Genomic DNA, 20529 nt, shown 5'->3' with positions numbered 1-20529 from the left:
AACTCGAAGCGCCAAGCGCGCCTTTCGCGCCGGGCGGTTCGGTATTCAACTGGTTCATTTGTTCGTGTTGACACTAATTAGATATCTATCTAACTATGTGCCAACAATGGATCATGGCCATGCGGATCAACACCGTCTTCGAAGCGCTTTCGCACCCGGTACGCCGACAAATTCTGACCCTGCTGAAGACCCGCCCGATGAGCGCCGGCGAGCTTGCCGGTCATTTCGACCTGACCAAGCCGACGCTTTCGGTGCACTTCAACAAGCTACGCGATGCAGAACTGGTCGCGGTGGAACGCCGGGGCACGAGCCTCATCTATCATCTCAACATGTCCATCCTGGAAGAAGCCTTGAGCGGACTTCTGGGCAAGAAGGATCAAACGCCATGACATCTGTGCTGCGCGCTCCCCTGCTGCTGCCCTTGGCGGCCGCCCTCGTCGCCACGACGCTTTCCGGCTACCTCATGATCCCGTCCGCCACAGAGCTTCCGATCCATTGGGGCATCGACGGCAAGCCGGATGCGTTCTGGCCGCGCGACCGGGCGCTGCTGACAGCTCCGCTCGGTGCAACCGTCGTTCTGGTTTTGATGGCTTTCGCCGACCGCTTTGCACCCGGACGACAGGCCGGTCGCCATCTCGTCGTCGCGGCGTCGATCGGCATTCTTGCGCTTTTTGTGGCAATTCAAACCGTCATCGTGCTTATCGGCCTCGGGTTCGACGTATCGATGGTCAACGTCATCGCGTTCGCGATGGGTCTGCTTTCCGTCGTCATCGGCAACGTGATGCCGAAATCGCAACCCAATGGATTTGCCGGGCTCCGCCTGCCATGGACGCTCGCCGACCCAGCCAACTGGGCGGCGACGCATCGCCTGACCGGTAAGCTGATGATGGCAGCCGGCATCCTGCTGATGCTGGCCGCACTGGCCCTGAACGCCGGACCGCTGCTCGCGGTGGTGACGATCGCAGCCTTCATGCTGCCGTTCGCCGTCGGCAGCCTTTACAGCTACATCTTCTCCCGCCGGCAAGGACAGCCGTCACGCCGGTAACCATTCCGCACAGGATACCGAAACGAAAACGGCCGGTCACAAGGGACCGGCCGTTTTCTTTTAAAAGCAAAATCACGTATCAAACGAGGCGCGACTGTTCCAGTGCTGCTTCGACGAAGCTCGCAAACAGCGGGTGTGGATCAAGCGGACGCGACTTCAGCTCCGGATGATACTGGACGCCGATGAACCACGGATGGTCAGGGTACTCGACCGTTTCGGGCAGGATGCCATCCGGCGACATGCCTGAGAACACCAGACCGCAGGTTTCAAGCTGCGGCTTGTAGTCGACGTTGACCTCGTAGCGGTGGCGATGACGCTCCGAGATATCGGTCGTACCGTAGATGTCGGCAATCTTCGTGCCGGCCTTTAATGAAGCGCGATAGGCGCCAAGGCGCATGGTGCCGCCGAGATCGCCGGAAGCGGAACGCTTCTGGAGTTCATTACCCTTCACCCATTCGGTCATGAGGCCGACAACCGGCTCCTTGGTCGGGCCGAACTCGGTCGAGGACGCCTTGTCGATGCCGGCGAGATTGCGCGCCGCTTCGACGACGGCCATCTGCATACCGAAGCAGATGCCGAAATACGGCACCTTGCGTTCGCGGGCGAAGCGCGCCGCGTTGATCTTGCCCTCGGAGCCGCGCTCGCCGAAACCGCCGGGAACCAGGATGCCGTGCACCTTTTCAAGATACGGCGCCGGATCTTCCTTTTCGAAGACTTCCGACTCGATCCATTCGAGCTTGACCTTGACGCGGTTGGCGATGCCGCCGTGATAGAGCGCTTCGGTCAGCGACTTGTAGGCATCCTTCAGGCCAGTGTACTTGCCAACGATCGCGATGGTGACTTCGCCTTCCGGCGTGCGGATGCGATCGGCAACTTCTTCCCAAGCTTCCATGCGCGGCTTCGGAGCCGGCTCGATGCCGAAGGCTGCCAGCACTTCGTTGTCGAGGCCTTCCTTGTGGTAGGCGATCGGCACGTCGTAGATCGAGGCAACATCGAGCGCCTGGATAACCGCCGACTGGCGGACGTTGCAGAACAGCGACAGCTTGCGGCGTTCGGCTTCCGGGATTTCACGATCGGCACGCACAAGCAGGATGTCGGGATGAATACCCAGCGCCTGCAGTTCCTTGACGGAATGCTGCGTCGGCTTGGTCTTCAGCTCGCCAGCCGCCGGGATATAGGGCATCAGCGTCAGATGGACGTAGACCGCGGTGCCGCGCGGCAGATCGTTGCCGAGCTGGCGGATCGCTTCCATGAACGGCATCGCTTCGATGTCGCCGACGGTGCCGCCAATCTCGCACAGCACGAAATCATAGTCGTCGTTGCCTTCGGTAACGAAGTTCTTGATCTCGTTGGTAACGTGCGGGATCACCTGAACGGTTGCGCCGAGATAATCGCCGCGGCGTTCCTTGTCGATGATGTTCTTGTAGATCCGGCCAGTGGTGATGTTGTCGGTCTTCGTCGCCGAACGCCCCGTGAAGCGTTCATAGTGGCCGAGATCCAGATCGGTCTCGGCGCCGTCGTCGGTGACGAACACCTCGCCGTGTTGGGTCGGGCTCATGGTGCCCGGATCAACGTTGAGGTAGGGGTCGAGCTTGCGCAGTCTCACCCGGTAGCCACGCGCCTGCAGCAACGCTCCAAGAGCGGCCGCAGCAATGCCTTTTCCGAGGGAGGAAACCACGCCGCCAGTGATGAATACATATCGCGCCATGGGAGTCACCGGATACCTTTTAACAAACGATTCCGCCACAGAAAAATTCGTCTATCCGAATTTTTCCGTCTTCGAAGGGAATCTGATTTTCACACAAAACAAAACCGGCGGATGGTGCCATCCGCCGGCGGGTTCTTCTGAATTGCGACCTTATTGGCCGCTGGGAACTTGCGATCCCGTATTGCTGTTGGCGCCGCCTGCGGGCGTCTGCGTTGTCGCAGCACCGCCGGCCGGAGCTTCGCCAGTCGTTGCGGGAGCCGGCGCTGCGGCGCCGTTGCCGGTCGCCGGCTGCTGCGTTGCGCCACCGGCCGGTGCCTGGGTGCTGCCGCCGCCGAGCGAGTCGAGGACGCCGCCGCCCGAGCTGGTGCCCGGAATACGGTCGAGGATATCGGTCGCCTGCGGCTGGTAACGGGCGAGGATGCCCATCGCCAGGGCCAGAACGAAGAACAGCGCGGCAAGGATCGCGGTCGTGCGGGTCAGCGCATTGGCAGTGCCGCGCGCGGACATGAAGCCCGAACCGCCGCCGATGCCGAGGCCACCGCCTTCGGAACGCTGAATGAGAACGACGCCGATCAGGGCAACGACGACCATGAGATAGATGACGAGTAGTACGGTCTGCATCAGCTTCCAGTCCTGCCCTTTGGGCAAACGAATCAAATCTTGCGCGGACACGGGGTTTCCTGGGCGCAATTTTCGCGCCTCTTTATACCAACCTGTCCGCTATTCCAACCCCCTGCCCGGCCTGTGCCGGACAATCAGGCCGTCAAATCTTCATATGCCCGGTAGATGGCGAGAAAGTCTTCGGCTTTCAAGCTTGCGCCGCCGATCAGTGCACCATCGACATTGGCAACGCCCATCAGCTCGCGGGCATTGGACGGCTTGACCGAACCGCCGTAGAGAATGCGCATCTTTGCCCCGGAAGCACCGAAACGGGACACCAGTTCCTTGCGCATGAAAGCATGCGCCTCTTCGACGTCGGCGGTCGTAGGCGTGAGGCCAGTGCCGATGGCCCAGACAGGCTCATAGGCGATAACGGTGTTTTCCGCCGTGGCGGTATCAGGCAGGCTTTCGCCGAGCTGACGCTTGAGCACATCGAGTGTCTTGCCCGCCTTGCGCTCGTCACCGGTTTCGCCGATGCAGACAATGGCGATGAGTTCGGCGGCATGTGCGGCGTCCGCTTTGGCGCGAACCAGCCCATCCTGTTCGGCATGATCGGTGCGACGCTCGGAATGGCCAACGATCACATGGGTGCCGAAGCAATCGGCGATCATCTCGGCCGAAACGTCGCCGGTGTGTGCGCCGGACTGCTTCTGATGGCAATCCTGGGCGCCGATCATCAGAGGGCTGTCGTCGCACAGGGCCGTCGCAACATAGAGCAGCGTGGCGGGCGGGCAGATCAGCGTCTCGACCTTACCCGACAGATCGCCCTTGACCCCTTCGGCCATCGCCTTGATCTGATCGAGCGAGGCGCGCGTTCCGTTCATCTTCCAGTTTCCGGCGACGAGCGGGCGGATGTCAGGCGTCATGAAATTTCCTCCGGGTCAGGTATTTTCTCCGGAAAGCGGCCTAGCAAATGCCACCGGCAAAAGAAAGCATCGCCTGCGGAATAATCCGCCAGGGCCGAAACGGTCGGCCCTGGCGGTTATCTGTTGCCTCAGGAGGCGCGGGACATGTGGATCACCGCGAACGGCAATCCTTCGTCGTCCGTTTCCTGTCGGCCCGTCTCGACAAAACCGCGACGGCGATAGAATTCGACAGCGCTCGCGTTGTCGGCATAGACGCTGACGTCAAGATGACCGAGCCGCGCCGCTGCGTGCTCAATCAGCCCCCGGCCGATACCGGCGCCATGGATCTCCGGATCGACGAACAGCCCGCCGACAAAACTGTCGATCAGACCGATGAAGCCCGCCGGACGGCCATCGACCTCTGCGACCCAATTGTCGGCCATCGGCAGATAGGTGTCGCGGACCATCTCGAGTTGGGTCAGCAGACGCTCTTCGCCAAGGAAAGGATGCCCGATACGCGAGGCAGACAGCCAGATGGCGGCCAGCCTGTCACGATCCTCGGCACGGTAGGGCCGTATGATTGGTTCTGACCGTGCCCTGACCGGAGCCGTTGTCTCAGGCTTGGTCGCCGCAATCGCGTACATCAGCGGAATGCCGGGCATAGTCTCTGGTGGCAGCATCCGTCCGCCGCCGCTATCACGCATCCCCTCAAAGCCGACCCAGCCGTTGGCATAGGGATATTCCCTAAAGTGCTCAATCTTGAGACCAGCGTCGATCAACGCCTGGACGACGTCTGCTATGCCCCAATTGAACTCGAATGAGGGGTGGGGGTTGCGAAAATCCACGACACCCTGCTCGTAGCCGTTCGGAGCCAACCCTGCGCCTGACGCCGCGACATAGTCGCCAACACCTGCTTCGCAGACCGGCTCGCGGGGTGCATAGTCGTAGCGCGGCGTCCACGTTTCATCGAAGACCATCGCAAACGGGTGAAACTCGATGAGGGCAAACCGGCCGCCCGGCTTCAATACCGACGCGATACCTCGAGCCCAAAGGCCGAGGTCGGATAACCAGCATATCGTGCCATAGGATGCAAAGACGCGATCGAACACCGCACCGCGTGCTCGAGCGCCTTCGAACCAGTGAAAAAGATCGGCGCGCTCGAAAGTCGCCGCAATGCCGCTTTCGCTCGAAAGCCGTGTGGCAAATGCGATCGCTTCGTCGGAAATATCGACGCCGGTGACCTTGGCGCCCAGGCGGACAAGGCTCAAACTGTCCTGGCCGGAGTTGCATTGCAGATGCAAGAGATCGAGGCCGGCCAAGTCGCCGAGCAGTTCGATCTCTTCGGGATAGAGCGTCGAGCCTCCGTTGCGCAAGAACGCGCCTTGATCACCCTTGTGGCTGTTGTGTGCGGCGGTTGCCGCATTCCATGAGAGCCGATTGGCCTCGTGTAGGTCGTTTTGCATGTCTCTCTCGTAAATTATTTCGGGCGACGCCGGGTCGAGTGCCGCCAATGATGTCTCGTTCAGGCCGCAAACTTGAGCACGGCCTCCGGCTCTTCGCCGTAGCTGTCACCTGTTCGAACAAAGCCCAGTCCCGTGTAGAAACCTTCCGGGCTTGCCTCGCCCAGGCCGTAGCTGGTGTAAAGCTCGCGAATGCCGCGCGCCTTGAGGTCGCGCACGACAAGGTCGATCGCCTTCTTGCCGATACCCTTGCCCTGAAAAGGACGGGCGATCATGAAGCGCCACAGGTAGACGCCGGGGCAATCGATGCCATCGTCCCAATCCGATCCCTGGTGCAGCATGATGAAACCGACGAGCGTCTCCTCGGCGTAGATTGCGCGAAACCAGGCATTCTCGGAGAAATGTGCTTCGGCAATCGACGTGCCGTTGTCGGCCACCATGTTGCGCTGTTCTTCGTTCAGCGTTTCGCTGAGTTCGCAGACGTCGCAGACGGTCAGTGCCGAGATACGGCGGAAGGTAATTTCGGCATCGGACGGCAATGCATGTTCGCTCATGAGCGTTTCCTAAAAATAAAATGGATGAAAACGAGGACCAGACCAAAAAGGCCGGCCGCGGTTTTAGATCGTCCGCCAACGATTTGAGCCAACGCTCAAATTGGACATATGATCAAATCTGCGCTATGTCAATCGCACACAACCGGAGACTGAATATGGTGTACATGACCCGCCTCGCCCGGCGCGAGGCGATCATCGCGGCCGCCAGCGCCGTCATGCTGAAGGACGGCTTCGACGCAATGACGACTCGTCGGGTGGCCGCCGAAATGGGGGCGGCGAACGGCATCATCCACCATCACTTCAAGACCGCAAGCGAACTCAAATGTGCGGCCTTCCGATATTACGAGGCTGCGGCGCGGGCGGAATTCGTGAAGATGCGGCCGACGCTTGGAGCGACGTCGGCACTCAAGCTCTTCGTCAGCGATCACACGGACGACGCGCGCGAGAGCGGCATGCGCTTCTGGGCGGAGGCATGGAGGGCGGCCCAGGCCGACATCGCGTTGGCCGGGGCTTACACTGAGGCCGTTTCCTGTTGGCATCGCCTGCTCTGCGGCATCATCGCCGATGGCGTTGCAGGCGGCGAATTCCGCACAGGTGCCGTGCCGGAAACGATCGCGTGGCGGATCCTCGGTCTCGGCATTGGCCTTTCCAGCATGGCGGTGCTGCCGGTCCCCCTGCTGTCGCCGCCAGCGGTCCGCAATCTCATGATGCAGGCCGTCGCCGACGACCTCGGCATCGCGCCTCCGGAGATGACCGCGGCACCCTGACCTACGCCTTTGCGGCAAGCGCCCTGCGGATATCTGCCAGATACCGCCTGTCGAACACATTGAACACCTCGTCGCCTACCAGTCTGTGGACGTCCTGGATATGGGGATAGGCATTCTCGGCCTCGCCGAGTGCCAGGTAAGAACGCGCGATGGTCAACGATGCGAGCGGCTGGCGCAGCGAAAGCGTCCAAGCGCGAACAAGCTTCGAAACGGCGATGCTGTCGCGGTGACGGCCGACGTCGTGAAGAGCCGCGCCATAACCGCCCTTGACCCAATAATAGAGATCGTCTCCCTCGAAATTTGCGTCCGCCAGTTGCGCGGCCAGCCGCCACTGTTCGAGGGACTCCTCGAACCGGCGCACCGTCCCCAGCGCGATGCCCGCGCTTGCGTGTTCCAACACCACGTTTTCGAGTGGGATCAACTGGTGTGTCGAGTTATTCTCGGTCATGATGGATATCCCGCGATAGGTTGGACTTTTGCAGAGACCAGACCAGCCAGCCCGCGGCCTGATCACAAGCAAATGAGTCGTCTTTCGCGCCCATCAACGTAAACGGCCCGCAGATTTACGGTATCGTCGGCGAATAAAAGCGAGGGCCTGCGGGTCACATCCGAGCGACCAGAGCGAAGTCTTTGACTTTGTCTGGAATCGCGGGAGCTTGCCATGCTGCGGAACAGCAGATCGACATTCGGCTGGGTGACGATCGTCCTTCATTGGATGATCGCCGCATTGATCCTTGGCCTGATCGCGCTCGGCTTCGCCATGCGCAGACTATCGCTTGATCCGGCGTTGCAATTCTCACTCTACCAATGGCACAAATCGTTCGGCTTTACCGTGCTTGCTCTCGCGGCATTTCGGGCCGCCTGGCATGTCTTCGACCGGAAACCAGAGGCGACCGCGGGCCTTTCGCCGCTTGAACGGCATGCATCGTCAACGACGCATGTTGTGCTGATTGTCCTCACCTTGGCGGTGCCCCTTGCTGGCTGGGCGGTCGCGTCGACGTCGACCTTGAACATTCCGAGCTTCTATTTCGACTGGTTCGTCATCCCGCATCTTCCGATGGCGAAATCAGAGGCGGCCGAGACGTTCTGGACATCGGCCCACGCGATCCTGGCCTACGCGATGCTTGCTCTCGTCCTCATCCATGCCATGGCCGCACTCTACCACCACGTCGTCAGGCGGGATGACGTGCTGGCTCGCATGTTGGCCAAGCGGCCGCAGCTTCACGGCCACATCCAGAAAACCAACGGCGACCGGCTGGTTGCCAAGAGGAAATACCCATGATCAGGCAAAACTCGAAACCATCGCCAGCATCAGCTTTGGCACTTTGCGTTGCGCTCTCCGTCGCGTTCAGCCCAAGCATTGCCGGCGCAAATGCGCCGCAACTCCAGGACGCCGCAGGCAACTACGGCATTACCGGTGCCTCACGCATCCATTTCACCGTCGCACAAGTCGGCGGCGGCGGCATCGTCGGCGACTTCGGCAAATTCTCCGGCAATTTCCGTATCGACGGCGCCAATATCGGCCGTTCCTCGGTCGAGTTCACGCTTTACCCCGAGAGCGTCGAGACGGGCGAAAGCCGCGTCGAGGATTTCCTGAAATCCAGTGCGGTCTTCGACAGCGCGACCTATCGCACCGTCACCTTCCGCTCGACCAGCATCAAGCAGACCGGCCCGGATACGGCCGCTGTCGAAGGCACGCTGACGGCGCGTGGCAAGGCCCGTAAGGAACAGTTTTCCGTCAAGCTGACGGATTGGAACAACCGGCAGATTTCATTCAAGATCCGCGGCAGCATCTTCCGCTCGCCCTACGGCATGGACGTCGGCACGCCGATCTATTCCAACGTCGTCGAATTCGACATGAACATAAAGGGGCAGAAGCACTGAGCGCCCTGCCCCCTTTTCAATCGATTGCGAAAGCGATCAGCTGCCGATCTGGCTGCCGACAAAGTCCTTGACGATACGCACGATCCCACGGCCCAGAAGCGCGTCGAGCGCGGCGATGAACTGGTCGACATGCGCGCGCTCGCAGATCAGCGGCGGCTCAAGGCGGATGACGTTGCGATTGTATTCGGTAAAGGCGACGAGCACGTCGTAGTCACGCAGAAGCAAGGCACCGATGAAGCCGGAAAGCGAGCCCTTCAGCTTGTCGTCAAGCACGGACACGACCGGCCGCAGCACCATCGGCAGCGTCTGGCTGAAATCCTGGAACTCCAGGCCGACCATCAGCCCCTTGCCGCGCACATCCTTGATGATCTTCGGATACTTCTCCTTAAGCGCCTGCAGGCGTTCAAGCAGATAGTCGCCGCTGTCGGCGGCGCGATCGATCAGGTGATCGTCGTAGAGTACATTGATGCCCTCGATCGCGGTGACGCAAGCCTCGCCCATGCCGCCGAACGTCGCCATAGCGTGGATCATCGCCGTCTTTGAAGTGCCATAGGCCTTCATGTAGACCTCGCGGCGCGCGATCATCGCGCCAACCGCCGCCTTACCGGCACCGAGCGACTTGGCGAGTGCGGTAACGTCGGGCACGACACCATAATGTTCGAAGGCATAGAAACGGCCCGAGCGGCCATAACCGCATTGCACTTCGTCCGCGACCCACAGAACGCCATAACGATCACAGAGAGCACGAAGTTGCTGCCAGTATTCGGCCGGCGCCTGGATGATGCCGCCGCCGCCCTGGATCGTCTCCAGCACGATGACGCCGATTTCCGGATCGGACTGGAAGGCTTTCTCGACGGCCGCGATATCGGCAAAGGGAACACGGACCGTGTTGTCGGTCAGCTTGAAATCGGCGCGGTAGAGCTGGCCGTCGGTGATGGCAAGCACACCCTTGGTCTTCCCGTGGAAGGAGTTCTCCGCATAGACGACCTTCGGACGCTTCGGGCCGGCGGCACGCTCGGCAAGCTTGACCGCCGCCTCCATCGCCTCGGATCCCGACGATCCGAGGAAGACCATGTCGAGGTCGCCGGGTGAGCAGGCGGCGATGTTCTTGGCGAGCGCGGCCGCATATTGAGACATGAAGGCGATGGCGATTTCGTGGCGCTTTTCGTCCTGGAATTTCTGACGCGCCTCTAGGATACGCGGGTGGTTGTGGCCGAAGGCGAGCGACCCGAAGCCACCGAAGAAATCGAGGATCTTCCGGCCGTTCTGGTCGGTGTAATACATGCCCTCGGCGCTTTCGATCTTCACCTTGTGAAAACCGAGCAGCTTCATGAAGTGCAGCTGGCCTGGATTGAGATGATCCTTGAAAGCAGTGGTGATGTCGCCGATCGACATGGCTTTCGCCTGCTCGACCGTGAGCAGGTCTGGCCTTGCGACGCCGCCTTCTTGCGACGGTGCCGAGACGGCTGTGCGGTTCGGTCTATCCAGCATGGTCATTCCCCTCACTCGGCCGGTACGGCAGCGGCGTTTTGTATCGTGGCACCGGACTTTTTGGCCCGATATTCGTCATAGGCGGCAATCAGCATATCGCCGTCATTGAACTCCGGCCGCCAGCCGAGCTGATGCTTCAGCTTGCCCGTCTCGCGCACGCACAGTTCGTCGGCAATCAGGTACTGCTCCGGATCCATGATCGGCTTGTTGATCAGGTCGAACAGCGCCAGCGTCTGCTTCACCGCGAAGGCAGGCGTCGGCAGCAGGAAGGACTTCGAACCGGCATGCTTGATCAGGTTGCCGAGCAGCTCCCGCACGGAAGGCGGACTGTCCGAGCCGAGGTTGTAGGCCTCGTTGGGCACGCCGCCCTTCCAGGCAAGCCTTGCGGCTTCGGCGCAATCGAATACCGAGATGAACTGGTACGGCACCTTGCCAGAGCCGATCATCGGCACCGGTAGGTTCATGTCGATCAGCTTGAACAGCTTTTCGAGAATGCCGAGGCGGCCGGGCCCGATGATCAAGCGCGGGCGGAAGATCGAGATGTTCATGCCCTGCTTGCGCCATTGCACGGCCAGTTGTTCTGTCGCCCACTTCGATTTTCCGTATTCGCCAAGCGGCTTAGCCGGATGGTCCTCGCTCTGCGGCGACTGAACCGTGTGGCCGTAGATCATGTCGGTGGTGAATTGCACGAGACGCGAAGCATTCGCTACGCCCATGGCCTTCATGATGTTCTCGGCCCCGTAGTAATTGACCGGCCAGAAGAAGTCCCAACGCTTCGAGCGGATCTGCAACGGCGACAGCATCTTGGCCGCCATGTTGTAGACCATGTCGTCCGGACCGATACCGACCTTCAAGACGTCGCTCATCTGCGTCACGTCGCAATGGACGAAGCGCGCGCGGCCGTAGTGCGGCAGATCGGACTTGACGATATCGGCGACCACGACGTCCTCGCCGTCCTGAACGAGGCGCTGTGCCAGATGCCGCCCGACGAACCCGTCGCCACCAAAGATAATATGCTTCATGACTTGCTCCCGAAATCTGCTGTTCTTGCACCAGCCGCATCGGCCGGCTTTTCGTCGCTATGGGAAGACATGCCCGACTGGGCGATCAGCACCGTTCCGACGCAAATGAATGCGATGCCGGCGATGCGCCACGCATTGAGGTCTTCGCGGAAGATGAAGTATGCGAAGAATGCCACCGCTACATAGGCCAGGCTCAGGAACGGATAGGCGAAGGAGAGCTCCACCTTCGACAGCACGTAAAGATGCGAGGCCATGGAGATGACGAAGGTCGCGAGACCGGCGAAAACCCATGGATTGAAAACGATCTGGAACAGACGAACGATGGCCGTCTCCGCCGTCATCGAGATCGGCCCTAGCGACATCATGCCCTGCTTCAGCATCAGCTGCGCGGCCGCATTGGTCAGCACAGTGAAGAGAATGAATGGAATATATTTCATAGTTTTACTCCCAGTCCCGGGAAATGAACTACACGCAAGAGACGCATATTCCGTGAAGTTCGCGCATTTAATTTAATAAAATTGTCTGCAGTCTCATTTTGGCAAAGCCAATGCCGTCCGGCGCCAGAAGTTCGACGTCAGCGCCGGATCGCGCAGCGCCTCCAGGGAACGCCAGGAAGGGAAAGATTTTTCAAAGACTTGCGGGCTCATCCGCGCATCCTTGTAAGGATTGATCGCACCGCCCGCCTCGACAACGATCGCATCGAGGCGGTCCAAGAGCTTTACCGTCCGTTCACCTTGATTGGCGAAGTCCAGCGTCAAAGTAAAACCTGCCCGCGGAAACGACAGGATGCCGCGCGACGCGACATTGCCGAAACGCTTCAGGACGGTCAGAAAGGACGCGTGCCCGGCACCGCGCGCCGTCTCCATCAGCGTCGCTGTGATCTCCCGCGCGTGTTCGACAGGGTAGACACTCTGGTGCTGATAGAGCCCCTTGGGACCGTAAAGCCTGTTCCAGGCGCCGATGGCGTCGAGCGGATAGAAATAGGATGTCCACGGCACCGTCGAAACGGTTTCGCCCGACTTCTCCTTGCGGAAATAATATTCGTTGAACGCCTTGAGCGTCGCGAAATTGAGAAGGTTGAAGGGTGGCGAGAACGGCACCGAGAGTTTCATGCCTTTCGGCATGTCGGGAAACTCGCAAGAGCCATCCGCATGATCGCCGGCGAGCAGAACGCCGCGCCCCATGCGTCTTCCCGTTGCCAGCTGGTCGATCCAGGCGACCGAGTATTCGTGCTCTTCGTCGGCGCGATCGACCAGACCGAAGTATTGGTCGAGATTGCCGAAGCGGATCGCATGCTGCTGCACGTGCGGCGACGGCACCTTTGAGAGGCGAAGACTGACGGTCAGGATCAGGCCGGTCAGTCCCATGCCGCCGATGGTCGCCGAAAAGAGCTCCGGGTTTTCCTGCGGCGTGCACGTCAGCCGCTCGCCATTGGACCGCAGCAGCGTGAAGCCGGTCACATGATTGCCGAACGTGCCGCGAGCATGATGGTTCTTGCCATGAACATCGTTGGCAAGCGCGCCGCCGATCGTCACAAAAGCCGTGCCTGGTGTCACCGCAAGAAAGAAGCGATGGGGAATGGCGCGGGCCAACACATCGCCGAGGGTAACGCCCGCTTCGCAGGTCATCATACCGGTGCCGGGGTCGAACGCGAGGATGCGGGCGTGTCGGCGATTGTCGATCAGGGTGCCCAGATCGTTGTGGCAGCTGTCGCCGTAGCTGCGACCGTTGCCGAACGGCAGGAAGGCGTCCGGCTCGATCGAACCGATGCGATCTTCGTAATCATCAGGCGAAATGCCCTGCCGCGGCCGACGATCGAGCCGACCCCAGCTTTCGTAGTCATGCGTATTCATTGCGGCCCGACAGCTCCGAAGAGGATAAGTAACGCGCCGACCATCATGGTCAGCTGGCTGCGCCAATCGCGCATGATGAAAACGACGGGATCCTCGTGCAGCATGCCACGACGCGCAAGCATCCAGATCCGCAACAGCATATAAAGCACCAGCGGGCAAAGCGGCCACAGCGCCCATGGTATCGTGTACATTTCCTGCAGCTCTTGGCTGTGCACATAGAGCGCAAGCACCAGGGCCGAGGTGAAGGCGGAGGCAACACCTGCCTGCCCGACCATTTCGAAATCGACCGCGAGATAGCCACGCCCAGGAACGGCGCCACCGTCCTTGTCGTCGAATTCATGCAGTTCAACGTAGCGCTTCACCAACGCCAGGCTGAGGAAGAAGAAGATCGCAAAGGACACCAGCCAGAAGGAGAGCTCCGTTCCGGTCGCAGCGGCGCCGGCAACGATACGAGTGGTATAAAGGCCGGCAAGCGTGAAGACGTCGACAAGAAGCTTGCGTTTGAGCACGAAGGTGTAAGCCGTCGTCGCGCAGGCATAAAAAGCGAGTACGCAGGCAAATTTCCAGGGAAGCAGAAAGGTCAGCGAAACCGAGGCGAGGATCAGGCTGGTGACCAGCATCAATGCTGTCGGCACCGACATCTGACCGCTGGCAAGCGGCCGGTTGCGCTTCTTTGCGTGCCGCCGGTCGTTCGCCAGGTCGGAGAGATCGTTGATGACATAGACGGCGGAGGCCAGGAAGCTGAAGGCGAAGAATGCGATGATAACGCTCACGAGCGCATCGAGGTGCAGCACTTCGTGATTGAGGATCATCGGCACGCCGATCAGCACGTTCTTCGCCCACTGATGGATCCGGATCGACTTCAGCGGCACAAGCATGCTGACCTTGCCGGTGTCGAGCTTCTCCGCGTCGTGGTTGCGGCGCCATTTCTCGGCGGCCGCGTCCGGTGCCACGACGATCGCCCGGCGCGAAACGTCGAAAACCGCGATATCGTCGCAGCTGTTGCCCATATAGTCGAAACCGCCTTTGCCGAAGCGTTCGACCAGCGCGTCGCGCTTTCGGCTGCTCGTCATGTTGAGCGTCTCTGAAGAATGCATGATCGAAGAAAAGAGGCCGACATGCGCTGCGACGTCTTGGGCGACGGACGCTGCCGCGCCGGTCACCAGCACGATCTCGCGTCCGTCGGCGCGTTCGGCTGCCAGGCGGTCCAGGACAGCCTGGCGATACGGCCAGTCCGCCGCCTTTCGGCCCGAGCGCTGGGCGACCTCATGTTTCAGGCGTGCCTTGCCCCGCCACAGCCACATGAGCATCGGCACAAGCATCAGCGGGTTGCGCAACAGAATGATCGCGGCGCCTTCCCATAGCGTATCGGCGGCCAGCAATGTGCCGTCCAGGTCGACACACAGCGGAACCTGCCGTGTTTCGGTACGCGCATCCATGAAATATACCCCAGCAATATCTGCCGAAGATCATCGCGCCGATCACTTTCAAAGGTGGAAACAGACGGCCAGATTGCACCCGGAAATTGTCGGCCTGGTTAACAAATGCCAAGCGTTGAACGCTACGCTTCAGCGGCTGCCGATCCAGTTCAGGGCATCGCGCCAATCGGTCATGCGAACCGGAGTTCCATGCGAACCGGTCTTAAACAGCACGAATCGGGTCGGGTATCCCTGCCCTTTCAACGCGTCATAGAGGGCCTTCTGGCTCTCGGCCGGATAGACGCTATCCGTGCTGCCGTGGCTGAAAAACATCGGCAGTCTTGCCTTGAACGCGGCACTCTTCGTGAAATCGGGATCGGCGACGCCGCCCATGATCATCATGCCGCCAAGGGCCGCAACGGCGCCGGCGTCTCGGGCCACACCCCAGCAGATGAAGCTGCCCATGGAGGCGCAAGCCAGCACGACCGGCCGGCCTCCGGAGCGCTCGGCAGCAAGTTTGACCAAGCCGGCAACATCCGCTGCCCCGGCCGTATCGAACGACCGAACGCTCGGCGCATAGTAAACGCCGCCATTGGCAACAGCCAGGTTCTTCAGGCGATTGAAGTTACCACCGAAGGAAAAGTCGTTGGCGCCGAGGCGCCGGTCGCCACCCCGCCCGTGGATGAAGATCACGCTGAATGCCGCACCGCGATCCGGGCCAACGCGTGTCACGTCGAGAGGCCGCCCGCCCACATCGAGCGTCTCATTGGCTTGCTCGCCCTTGACGCCGAGAGAAACGAAAGCGCGCTTGACCCGCCGCTCCGGAATTTCGTCACGCCCGTTTATGTCGCGCAACTCCTGGTAATCAACGACGCGGTAATCGCCGTTGTCGCTCTGCTCAAGCACTTTTCCGTAGGAAAACAGATCGTCCTTGTAGGGCTTCAAGACCTGCGCCGCGGCGGAAGCAGCGGCCGCGGCAACAAGCCCGAGAGACAGCGCGATGGCGCAAAGCGGACGAAAGCAAAAATGAGCTGTGGACACGGACAACGAAGGGCTCCCTGGTTCGTCGTAAAGCCTTGCCATCGGCTCGGCACCAACGCAACAGTTGGTGATAGGTGCCAACGCTCAGGCGTTATTTTGCAGGCATTCGGCGCCACCATTCTCCTTTTGTTCGCGCAATCGGCAAGAGTCTGGCAGAATTCGGGTGATTCGAATGACTGGGGATGGCGACGAGACCACGGTCTTGCTATGGCCTTGACCACCTCCGCACGACAGGAATGATCTAGACGCCCCATGGACGACAGCAACGACCTCTTCTCCGCAATGCCCGAACAACCGAAGCCCGCTGTGCCGGACGCCACGCCTGTTGCGCGCGCAGCGCCGGTGCCGCGTGAAGAGCCGCGCCCTGCCCCCAAAGGCAGCGACAGCGGCGACTATGACGCGTCGGCAATCGAGGTGCTGGAGGGGCTGGAGCCGGTACGTCGGCGTCCGGGCATGTATATCGGCGGCACCGACGAAAAGGCGCTGCACCATCTCTTCGCCGAAGTCATCGATAACTCGATGGACGAAGCGGTAGCGGGTCACGCCAATTTCATCGAAGTCTATCTCGATGCTGACGGCTATCTGTCGGTGACCGACAACGGCCGCGGCATTCCGGTCGAAAACCATCCCAAGTTCCCGGGCAAGTCGACGCTCGAAGTCGTCATGACGGTGCTGCATGCAGGCGGCAAGTTCGACGGCAAGGCGTACGAGACCTCGGGCGGTCTGCACGGCGTCGGCGTTTCCGTGGTGAATGCGCTTTCGGACGATCTGGAGGTCGAGGTCGCCAGAAACCGCAAGCTCTATCGCCAGCGCTTTTCGCGCGGCGTACCGCAGGGTGGGCTGGAAGAACTGGGTGACGTCCACAATCGGCGCGGAACGCGGGTCCGTTTTCATCCCGATCCGCAGATCTTCGGACCGCACGCCCGCTTCGAGCCGGCACGGCTGTTCCGCATGGCCCGCTCGAAGGCCTATCTTTTCGGTGGCGTCGAAATCCGCTGGTCGTGCGATCCGTCGTTGCTGCCGGAAGGCTCCGAAATTCCGGATCGGGCGGTGTTCCACTTCCCGGGCGGCCTGAAGGATTATCTGGCGGCAACGCTCGGTAAGGAATTCACGGTCACCCGCGAAATCTTTGCCGGCAAGTCCGAGAAATCGAACGGCCACGGTTCGCTCGAATGGGCTGTCACCTGGTATGGCGGCGACCAGCAGGTCCATTCCTATTGCAACACCATTCCGACACCCGAAGGCGGCACGCACGAGGCGGGTTTCCGCATCGCCCTCACCAAGGGTCTGAAGAACTACGCCGAACTGACCCAGAACAAACGTGCCGCGATCATCACCACCGATGACGTGATGATTTCAGCGGCCGGCATGCTGTCGGTTTTCATCCGCGAACCGGAATTCGTCGGCCAGACGAAGGACAAGCTGGCGACCGTAGAGGCGCAACGCATCGTCGAAAACGCCTTGCGCGATCCCTTCGACCACTATCTTGCCGATAACCCGGCGGAAGCGGCAAAGCTGCTCGAATGGGTTATCGAGCGCGCCGACGAGCGCGTTCGCCGCCGCAAGGAAAAGGAAGTCAACCGCAAGACCGCCGTGCGCAAGCTGCGCCTGCCCGGCAAGCTTGCCGACTGCTCGCAGAACACCGCCGAAGGTGCGGAACTTTTCATCGTCGAAGGGGATTCGGCTGGCGGCTCGGCCAAGCAGGCGCGCAATCGCGCGAACCAGGCCATCCTGCCGCTGCGCGGCAAGATCCTGAACGTCGCCAGCGCCGGTCGCGAAAAGCAGGGCGCCAACCAGCAGATCGCCGATCTGATCCAGGCGCTCGGCTGCGGCACCCGCAGCAAATACCGCGAAGAAGATCTTCGCTACGAGCGCATCGTCGTCATGACCGACGCCGACGTCGACGGCGCGCACATCGCCTCGCTGCTGATCACCTTCTTCTATCAGGAGATGCCTGAGCTAATCCGCGGCGGTCACCTCTATCTCGCCGTGCCGCCGCTTTATCGCCTGAGCCAGGGCTCAAAGACGCTTTACGCGCGCGACGATGCCCATCGCGAAGAACTGATGCGCACCGAATTCAACGGACGCGGCAAGGTGGAAGTCGGCCGTTTCAAGGGTCTTGGCGAGATGCTGCCGGCGCAGCTCAAGGAAACGACGATGGATCCGAAGTTCCGTACGTTGCTCAAGGTCCAGATCGACGATGTCGATTTCGAAGGCACGCGCGAAGCCGTCGACAACCTGATGGGTACGAAGGCCGACGCACGCTTTCGCTTTATCCAGGAGCGAGCCGTGTTCGCCGACAATCTCGACATCTGATCGACCGATTGGTCGCGGAGCCCATCTGCTTGCAGGCAGAAGGGCGCCTGATGTGGCGTCAGAAGCGACAAGACTTATACGTCGAGATCAGCAGGCGCCTGCAGCATCTTCTCCATGAACAGGCTTAGCGGGTCCGGCTGATAGCCGCCGAAAGGTGGACGCTCGACATATCCGCTATCTCTGTAAAGCCCGATTGCTTCCGGTTGGTGAATGCCGGTTTCAAGACGGATCACGTCAAGCCCTAGGCTCACGGCGTGCTGCTCGAGTGTCTGCAAAAGGCGCTTGCCGACTTTCAGCCCCCGGGCTTGCGGATCGACGAACATGCGCTTCATCTCCGCCGTGCCATCGCCGGCTTCGACCAGCGCGCAGCAGCCGACGATCACCCCATCGAAGCGGGCGACGAAGAATGATACGGTCGGCTGCTCCAGCGTCGATACATCGACAAGATGATTGCTTTCAGCAGGATAGAGCGAGGCAGCATAGGCGTCCGACATCTCCAGGAGGCGCAGGATTTCCGGCTGGCGCGGCGGTTCTTCGGCGATCGCGACTTCAGGCAATTTTCGATCCATGGCTGTTTATGAGTTCTGTTGCGGTTCGCGAAAGAAACTACGGTCGGGCGTATCGGGAGCCAATACGTCAAATTGCGCAACAACCGGACCTGCGCCATCAATCCGAATGACACGACGAAACAAATTGTTTCTGCGCAGTCAAGCCACCGCCCCATTTCCGGAAGAATCACACAGGCATAAGTTGACGTCGGAAAACGCACAACCATACCCCAGATGGACACAGCCAGACCATGAAAGCCGCCCTGATCGTCATGACCATTCTTGGCTGTGACCACGACGTGAACCAGTGCCAATATATTTCGACCGTGGAAGGGGCATGGCCCTCAATCGCGCAGTGCGATACGGATTCGCAGAAACAACTGCCACGCTTCTCCAACGCCAACTATCCTGTGGTCGTTGCCGTGTGCGAGAGTTCCGGCCCCGGCCTTGCAACCAACGAACCGCAGCAGGAGGTGGCCGCTCCGCTTCCACGGCCCGAGATGCCATCGCCTGAGGCGACCGAGACGCAATCGGGCCTGCCGAAACGGGCTTTGGAATTTCTTTCAGGCGCCGTCCCCGACCGCAAGAAGCTGAAGAACCTCGTCAGCAAGCCAGTTCACTACATCGAGGACGGCTACTCGTGGGTGGCGCGACGGTTCACGGACTGATGTAGCAAGACGAAATCGACATTAACGGATATGTCGTCGTCGAGACCCGGAGAAGGTAGCGCGCGGTCAGTGTCAGCGTCCGTGAGATGACCTCAGGCCGCCTGGCGCGCGGCCAGTTGAGCATAGTCGCGAGCCGATTGCCGCTGCTCGGCAAAGGCCAGTCGCTCAAGAATTTCTGCCATTGCATTGCACGCCGGCGAAGACGCACCTTGGCCGCGCAGGCTTGCAAGCAGCGCGGAGCAGACGGAGGCGCGGCAATCATCAGCACCCGTCGTGCCGTCCTTGCGCCAAAGAAGGACCGCTTCGGCAAACGCTTCGCTGACGTCGCGCCCGAGACCGGCGCTCTCGAACAACGCGCGGATCAAATGAATACGGCCGCCCGAAAGGATCGAGCGGACGCGCTTTTCCGCAACACCGGAGAGGTCGACGATCGCGGCCGAGAAAAACTCCGCCCGGCCCGTCACAAGTGCGTGCAACAGGAAGGCCGGTGTCAGACGGCCGGTCTCGCGCAGATGGGCGACGAGATTCGGCAATTCGTTCACGGCCAGCGCGCCAGCCATGCCGACCGCTGCGACATCACACGCCTCGCGCGTGATGCGCTCTACCCGTGACGTCCCTATCGCCATCTGGACCAGGCCGAAGGCGGCAAGGGCTGCCCCAACCTCTTCGACAAGCGCGTGCCGCGCGTCACCTGGAAGATCAGCACGATCAAGCAAAAGGTCGCGGACGGATGCGGAATGGCCGAGGCGGTCGGCGATCCGCTTCAACGACCGGCGCGACAGTTGCGCGCCGGTGTTTTCCAGCAGGATCAGCATTTCTTCTTCACCGCCGATTTCAGCGATAGCGGCTGAGACCGAGCGGGAAACAAACGTACGCGCCGCGATTAACGCCCGCGTTTCGACAGAGCCGCGGGCCGCCAGATCGACAAGATCATCGTCCGTCAGAACCGGCGACCGGGAAATGACAATATAGGCGATCTCCGGCTGGTCTTCGGCAAGGCCGAGAACGATGGCGCGCGGAACATCGGACGATGCGGCAAGCACGTCCGCCAGGGCGGAACGCACCTTTGGCGAGGGATCGTCGAGCAGAAAGGTCATGGCCATTTCGGCTGCCTGACGATCGATGCCGTTCATCTGCGCGTCGACGTAAGCGCGGCCGAGGGCGCGCGCAGCGCGAGCCCGATCGCCCGTTCTCGCCGTTTCCACCCAGCGAAGAAATGCTTGTATGATCACCGACGCCCCACTAGACA

The 20529-nt window shown here is 60.9% G+C and carries 21 protein-coding genes; 7 read left to right on the top strand and 14 right to left on the bottom strand.

The window, feature by feature from the left end; all coding sequences use genetic code 11:
- Positions 1-119: 119 nt before the first annotated feature.
- On the top strand, positions 120-389 hold the full coding sequence (locus HT585_RS19970; protein ID WP_210270495.1) for a metalloregulator ArsR/SmtB family transcription factor: 270 nt from the start codon (positions 120-122) through the stop codon (positions 387-389).
- Complete coding sequence (locus HT585_RS19965; RefSeq protein ID WP_176354610.1) at positions 386-1045, top strand: SdpI family protein; 660 nt, start codon at positions 386-388, stop codon at positions 1043-1045. Before HT585_RS19970 ends, HT585_RS19965 begins: the two co-directional genes overlap by 4 nt.
- 79 nt (positions 1046-1124) lie before the next feature.
- Here the strand turns inward: HT585_RS19965 and pyrG are convergent, their stop codons facing one another.
- The 5 genes from pyrG to HT585_RS19935 all read right to left on the bottom strand — a co-directional run bounded on the left by pyrG (position 1125) and on the right by HT585_RS19935 (position 6272).
- Positions 1125-2762, bottom strand: a complete 1638-nt coding sequence (pyrG, locus tag HT585_RS19960) for a CTP synthase (protein WP_343214052.1) — start codon at positions 2760-2762, stop codon at positions 1125-1127.
- Between the two features lie 141 nt (positions 2763-2903).
- Positions 2904-3374, bottom strand: coding sequence for a preprotein translocase subunit SecG (gene secG, locus HT585_RS19955; RefSeq protein WP_176354608.1), 471 nt, complete (start codon positions 3372-3374; stop codon positions 2904-2906).
- A 134-nt stretch (positions 3375-3508) separates the two neighbouring features.
- Complete coding sequence (tpiA, locus tag HT585_RS19950; protein WP_176354607.1) at positions 3509-4279, bottom strand: triose-phosphate isomerase; 771 nt, start codon at positions 4277-4279, stop codon at positions 3509-3511.
- Positions 4280-4407: 128 nt separating this feature from the next.
- A complete protein-coding gene (locus HT585_RS32210) occupies positions 4408-5721 on the bottom strand; it encodes a GNAT family N-acetyltransferase (RefSeq protein ID WP_210270494.1) in 1314 nt (437 codons plus the stop codon).
- Positions 5722-5780: 59 nt separating this feature from the next.
- Entirely contained in the window at positions 5781-6272 is a 492-nt protein-coding gene (locus tag HT585_RS19935; RefSeq protein WP_176354606.1) for a GNAT family N-acetyltransferase, read from the bottom strand.
- Between the two features lie 155 nt (positions 6273-6427).
- Between HT585_RS19935 and HT585_RS19930 the strand changes: the two genes are divergently transcribed.
- A complete protein-coding gene (locus HT585_RS19930) occupies positions 6428-7039 on the top strand; it encodes a TetR family transcriptional regulator C-terminal domain-containing protein (protein WP_176354605.1) in 612 nt (203 codons plus the stop codon).
- A gap of 1 nt (position 7040) precedes the next feature.
- Here the strand turns inward: HT585_RS19930 and HT585_RS19925 are convergent, their stop codons facing one another.
- Positions 7041-7487 (bottom strand): hypothetical protein, encoded by a 447-nt coding sequence (locus HT585_RS19925; protein WP_176354604.1) that lies wholly within the window; start codon positions 7485-7487, stop codon positions 7041-7043.
- 213 nt (positions 7488-7700) lie between these two features.
- On the opposite strand from HT585_RS19925, the gene HT585_RS19920 reads away from it, so the two are divergent.
- Both HT585_RS19920 and HT585_RS19915 read left to right on the top strand, forming a co-directional pair.
- Positions 7701-8321, top strand: a complete 621-nt coding sequence (locus tag HT585_RS19920) for a cytochrome b (protein ID WP_176354603.1) — start codon at positions 7701-7703, stop codon at positions 8319-8321.
- Positions 8321-8923, top strand: a complete 603-nt coding sequence (locus HT585_RS19915; RefSeq protein WP_425513770.1) for a YceI family protein — start codon at positions 8321-8323, stop codon at positions 8921-8923. The genes HT585_RS19920 and HT585_RS19915 overlap by 1 nt, the downstream gene beginning before the upstream one ends.
- Before the next feature lie 36 nt (positions 8924-8959).
- On the opposite strand, the gene HT585_RS19910 is transcribed toward HT585_RS19915, so the two are convergent.
- The 6 genes from HT585_RS19910 to HT585_RS19885 all read right to left on the bottom strand — a co-directional run bounded on the left by HT585_RS19910 (position 8960) and on the right by HT585_RS19885 (position 15790).
- A complete protein-coding gene (locus HT585_RS19910) occupies positions 8960-10414 on the bottom strand; it encodes an aspartate aminotransferase family protein (RefSeq protein WP_425513766.1) in 1455 nt (484 codons plus the stop codon).
- Positions 10415-10425: 11 nt separating this feature from the next.
- Positions 10426-11436, bottom strand: a complete 1011-nt coding sequence (locus HT585_RS19905) for an NAD-dependent epimerase/dehydratase family protein (RefSeq protein ID WP_176354600.1) — start codon at positions 11434-11436, stop codon at positions 10426-10428.
- The gene (locus HT585_RS19900) at positions 11433-11873 is read right to left on the bottom strand and encodes an EamA family transporter (protein ID WP_176354599.1); all 441 of its coding nucleotides are present in this window, start codon (positions 11871-11873) and stop codon (positions 11433-11435) included. Before HT585_RS19900 ends, HT585_RS19905 begins: the two co-directional genes overlap by 4 nt.
- A gap of 93 nt (positions 11874-11966) precedes the next feature.
- Positions 11967-13289 carry an FAD-binding oxidoreductase gene (locus tag HT585_RS19895; protein ID WP_176354598.1) on the bottom strand — a complete coding sequence of 441 codons (1323 nt, stop codon included), beginning with the start codon at positions 13287-13289 and terminating at the stop codon, positions 11967-11969.
- Positions 13286-14728: a UbiA family prenyltransferase gene (locus HT585_RS19890; protein ID WP_176354597.1), complete on the bottom strand. Its 1443-nt coding sequence runs from the start codon at positions 14726-14728 to the stop codon at positions 13286-13288. Before HT585_RS19890 ends, HT585_RS19895 begins: the two co-directional genes overlap by 4 nt.
- Before the next feature lie 129 nt (positions 14729-14857).
- The gene (locus HT585_RS19885) at positions 14858-15790 is read right to left on the bottom strand and encodes an alpha/beta hydrolase (RefSeq protein WP_176354596.1); all 933 of its coding nucleotides are present in this window, start codon (positions 15788-15790) and stop codon (positions 14858-14860) included.
- A 210-nt stretch (positions 15791-16000) separates the two neighbouring features.
- Here HT585_RS19885 and parE point away from each other — a divergent pair, with 210 nt between their 5' ends.
- Complete coding sequence (gene parE, locus HT585_RS19880; protein WP_176354595.1) at positions 16001-18064, top strand: DNA topoisomerase IV subunit B; 2064 nt, start codon at positions 16001-16003, stop codon at positions 18062-18064.
- Positions 18065-18138: 74 nt separating this feature from the next.
- Here the strand turns inward: parE and HT585_RS19875 are convergent, their stop codons facing one another.
- Positions 18139-18621 carry a GNAT family N-acetyltransferase gene (locus tag HT585_RS19875; protein WP_176354594.1) on the bottom strand — a complete coding sequence of 161 codons (483 nt, stop codon included), beginning with the start codon at positions 18619-18621 and terminating at the stop codon, positions 18139-18141.
- Between the two features lie 242 nt (positions 18622-18863).
- On the opposite strand from HT585_RS19875, the gene HT585_RS19870 reads away from it, so the two are divergent.
- The gene (locus HT585_RS19870; RefSeq protein ID WP_176354593.1) at positions 18864-19280 is read left to right on the top strand and encodes a hypothetical protein; all 417 of its coding nucleotides are present in this window, start codon (positions 18864-18866) and stop codon (positions 19278-19280) included.
- Positions 19281-19372: 92 nt separating this feature from the next.
- Here HT585_RS19870 and HT585_RS19865 read toward each other — a convergent pair whose 3' ends face one another.
- A complete protein-coding gene (locus HT585_RS19865) occupies positions 19373-20512 on the bottom strand; it encodes a DUF2336 domain-containing protein (protein WP_176354592.1) in 1140 nt (379 codons plus the stop codon).
- Between the last annotated feature and the right edge of the window lie 17 nt (positions 20513-20529).

This window comes from Ensifer oleiphilus, from assembly GCF_013371465.1.
Lineage (GTDB): Bacteria > Pseudomonadota > Alphaproteobacteria > Rhizobiales > Rhizobiaceae > Ensifer > Ensifer oleiphilus.
Note: the sequence above shows the minus strand (reverse complement) of the source record. Positions and strands in the feature narration are given on the sequence as shown.

Bases quoted from the DNA above. Each gene is read 5' to 3' on its own strand.
- HT585_RS19970 (WP_210270495.1), top strand. From the start codon at position 120: ATGCGGATCAACACCGTCTTCGAAGCGCTTTCGCACCCGGTACGCCGA.
- HT585_RS19965 (WP_176354610.1), top strand. From the start codon at position 386: ATGACATCTGTGCTGCGCGCTCCCCTGCTGCTGCCCTTGGCGGCCGCC.
- secG (WP_176354608.1), bottom strand. From the start codon at position 3,374: ATGCAGACCGTACTACTCGTCATCTATCTCATGGTCGTCGTTGCCCTG.
- tpiA (WP_176354607.1), bottom strand. From the start codon at position 4,279: ATGACGCCTGACATCCGCCCGCTCGTCGCCGGAAACTGGAAGATGAAC.
- HT585_RS32210 (WP_210270494.1), bottom strand. From the start codon at position 5,721: ATGCAAAACGACCTACACGAGGCCAATCGGCTCTCATGGAATGCGGCA.
- HT585_RS19935 (WP_176354606.1), bottom strand. From the start codon at position 6,272: ATGAGCGAACATGCATTGCCGTCCGATGCCGAAATTACCTTCCGCCGT.
- HT585_RS19930 (WP_176354605.1), top strand. From the start codon at position 6,428: ATGGTGTACATGACCCGCCTCGCCCGGCGCGAGGCGATCATCGCGGCC.
- HT585_RS19925 (WP_176354604.1), bottom strand. From the start codon at position 7,487: ATGACCGAGAATAACTCGACACACCAGTTGATCCCACTCGAAAACGTG.
- HT585_RS19920 (WP_176354603.1), top strand. From the start codon at position 7,701: ATGCTGCGGAACAGCAGATCGACATTCGGCTGGGTGACGATCGTCCTT.
- HT585_RS19910 (WP_425513766.1), bottom strand. From the start codon at position 10,414: ATGCTGGATAGACCGAACCGCACAGCCGTCTCGGCACCGTCGCAAGAA.
- HT585_RS19905 (WP_176354600.1), bottom strand. From the start codon at position 11,436: ATGAAGCATATTATCTTTGGTGGCGACGGGTTCGTCGGGCGGCATCTG.
- HT585_RS19900 (WP_176354599.1), bottom strand. From the start codon at position 11,873: ATGAAATATATTCCATTCATTCTCTTCACTGTGCTGACCAATGCGGCC.
- HT585_RS19895 (WP_176354598.1), bottom strand. From the start codon at position 13,289: ATGAATACGCATGACTACGAAAGCTGGGGTCGGCTCGATCGTCGGCCG.
- HT585_RS19890 (WP_176354597.1), bottom strand. From the start codon at position 14,728: ATGGATGCGCGTACCGAAACACGGCAGGTTCCGCTGTGTGTCGACCTG.
- HT585_RS19885 (WP_176354596.1), bottom strand. From the start codon at position 15,790: ATGGCAAGGCTTTACGACGAACCAGGGAGCCCTTCGTTGTCCGTGTCC.
- parE (WP_176354595.1), top strand. From the start codon at position 16,001: ATGGACGACAGCAACGACCTCTTCTCCGCAATGCCCGAACAACCGAAG.
- HT585_RS19870 (WP_176354593.1), top strand. From the start codon at position 18,864: ATGAAAGCCGCCCTGATCGTCATGACCATTCTTGGCTGTGACCACGAC.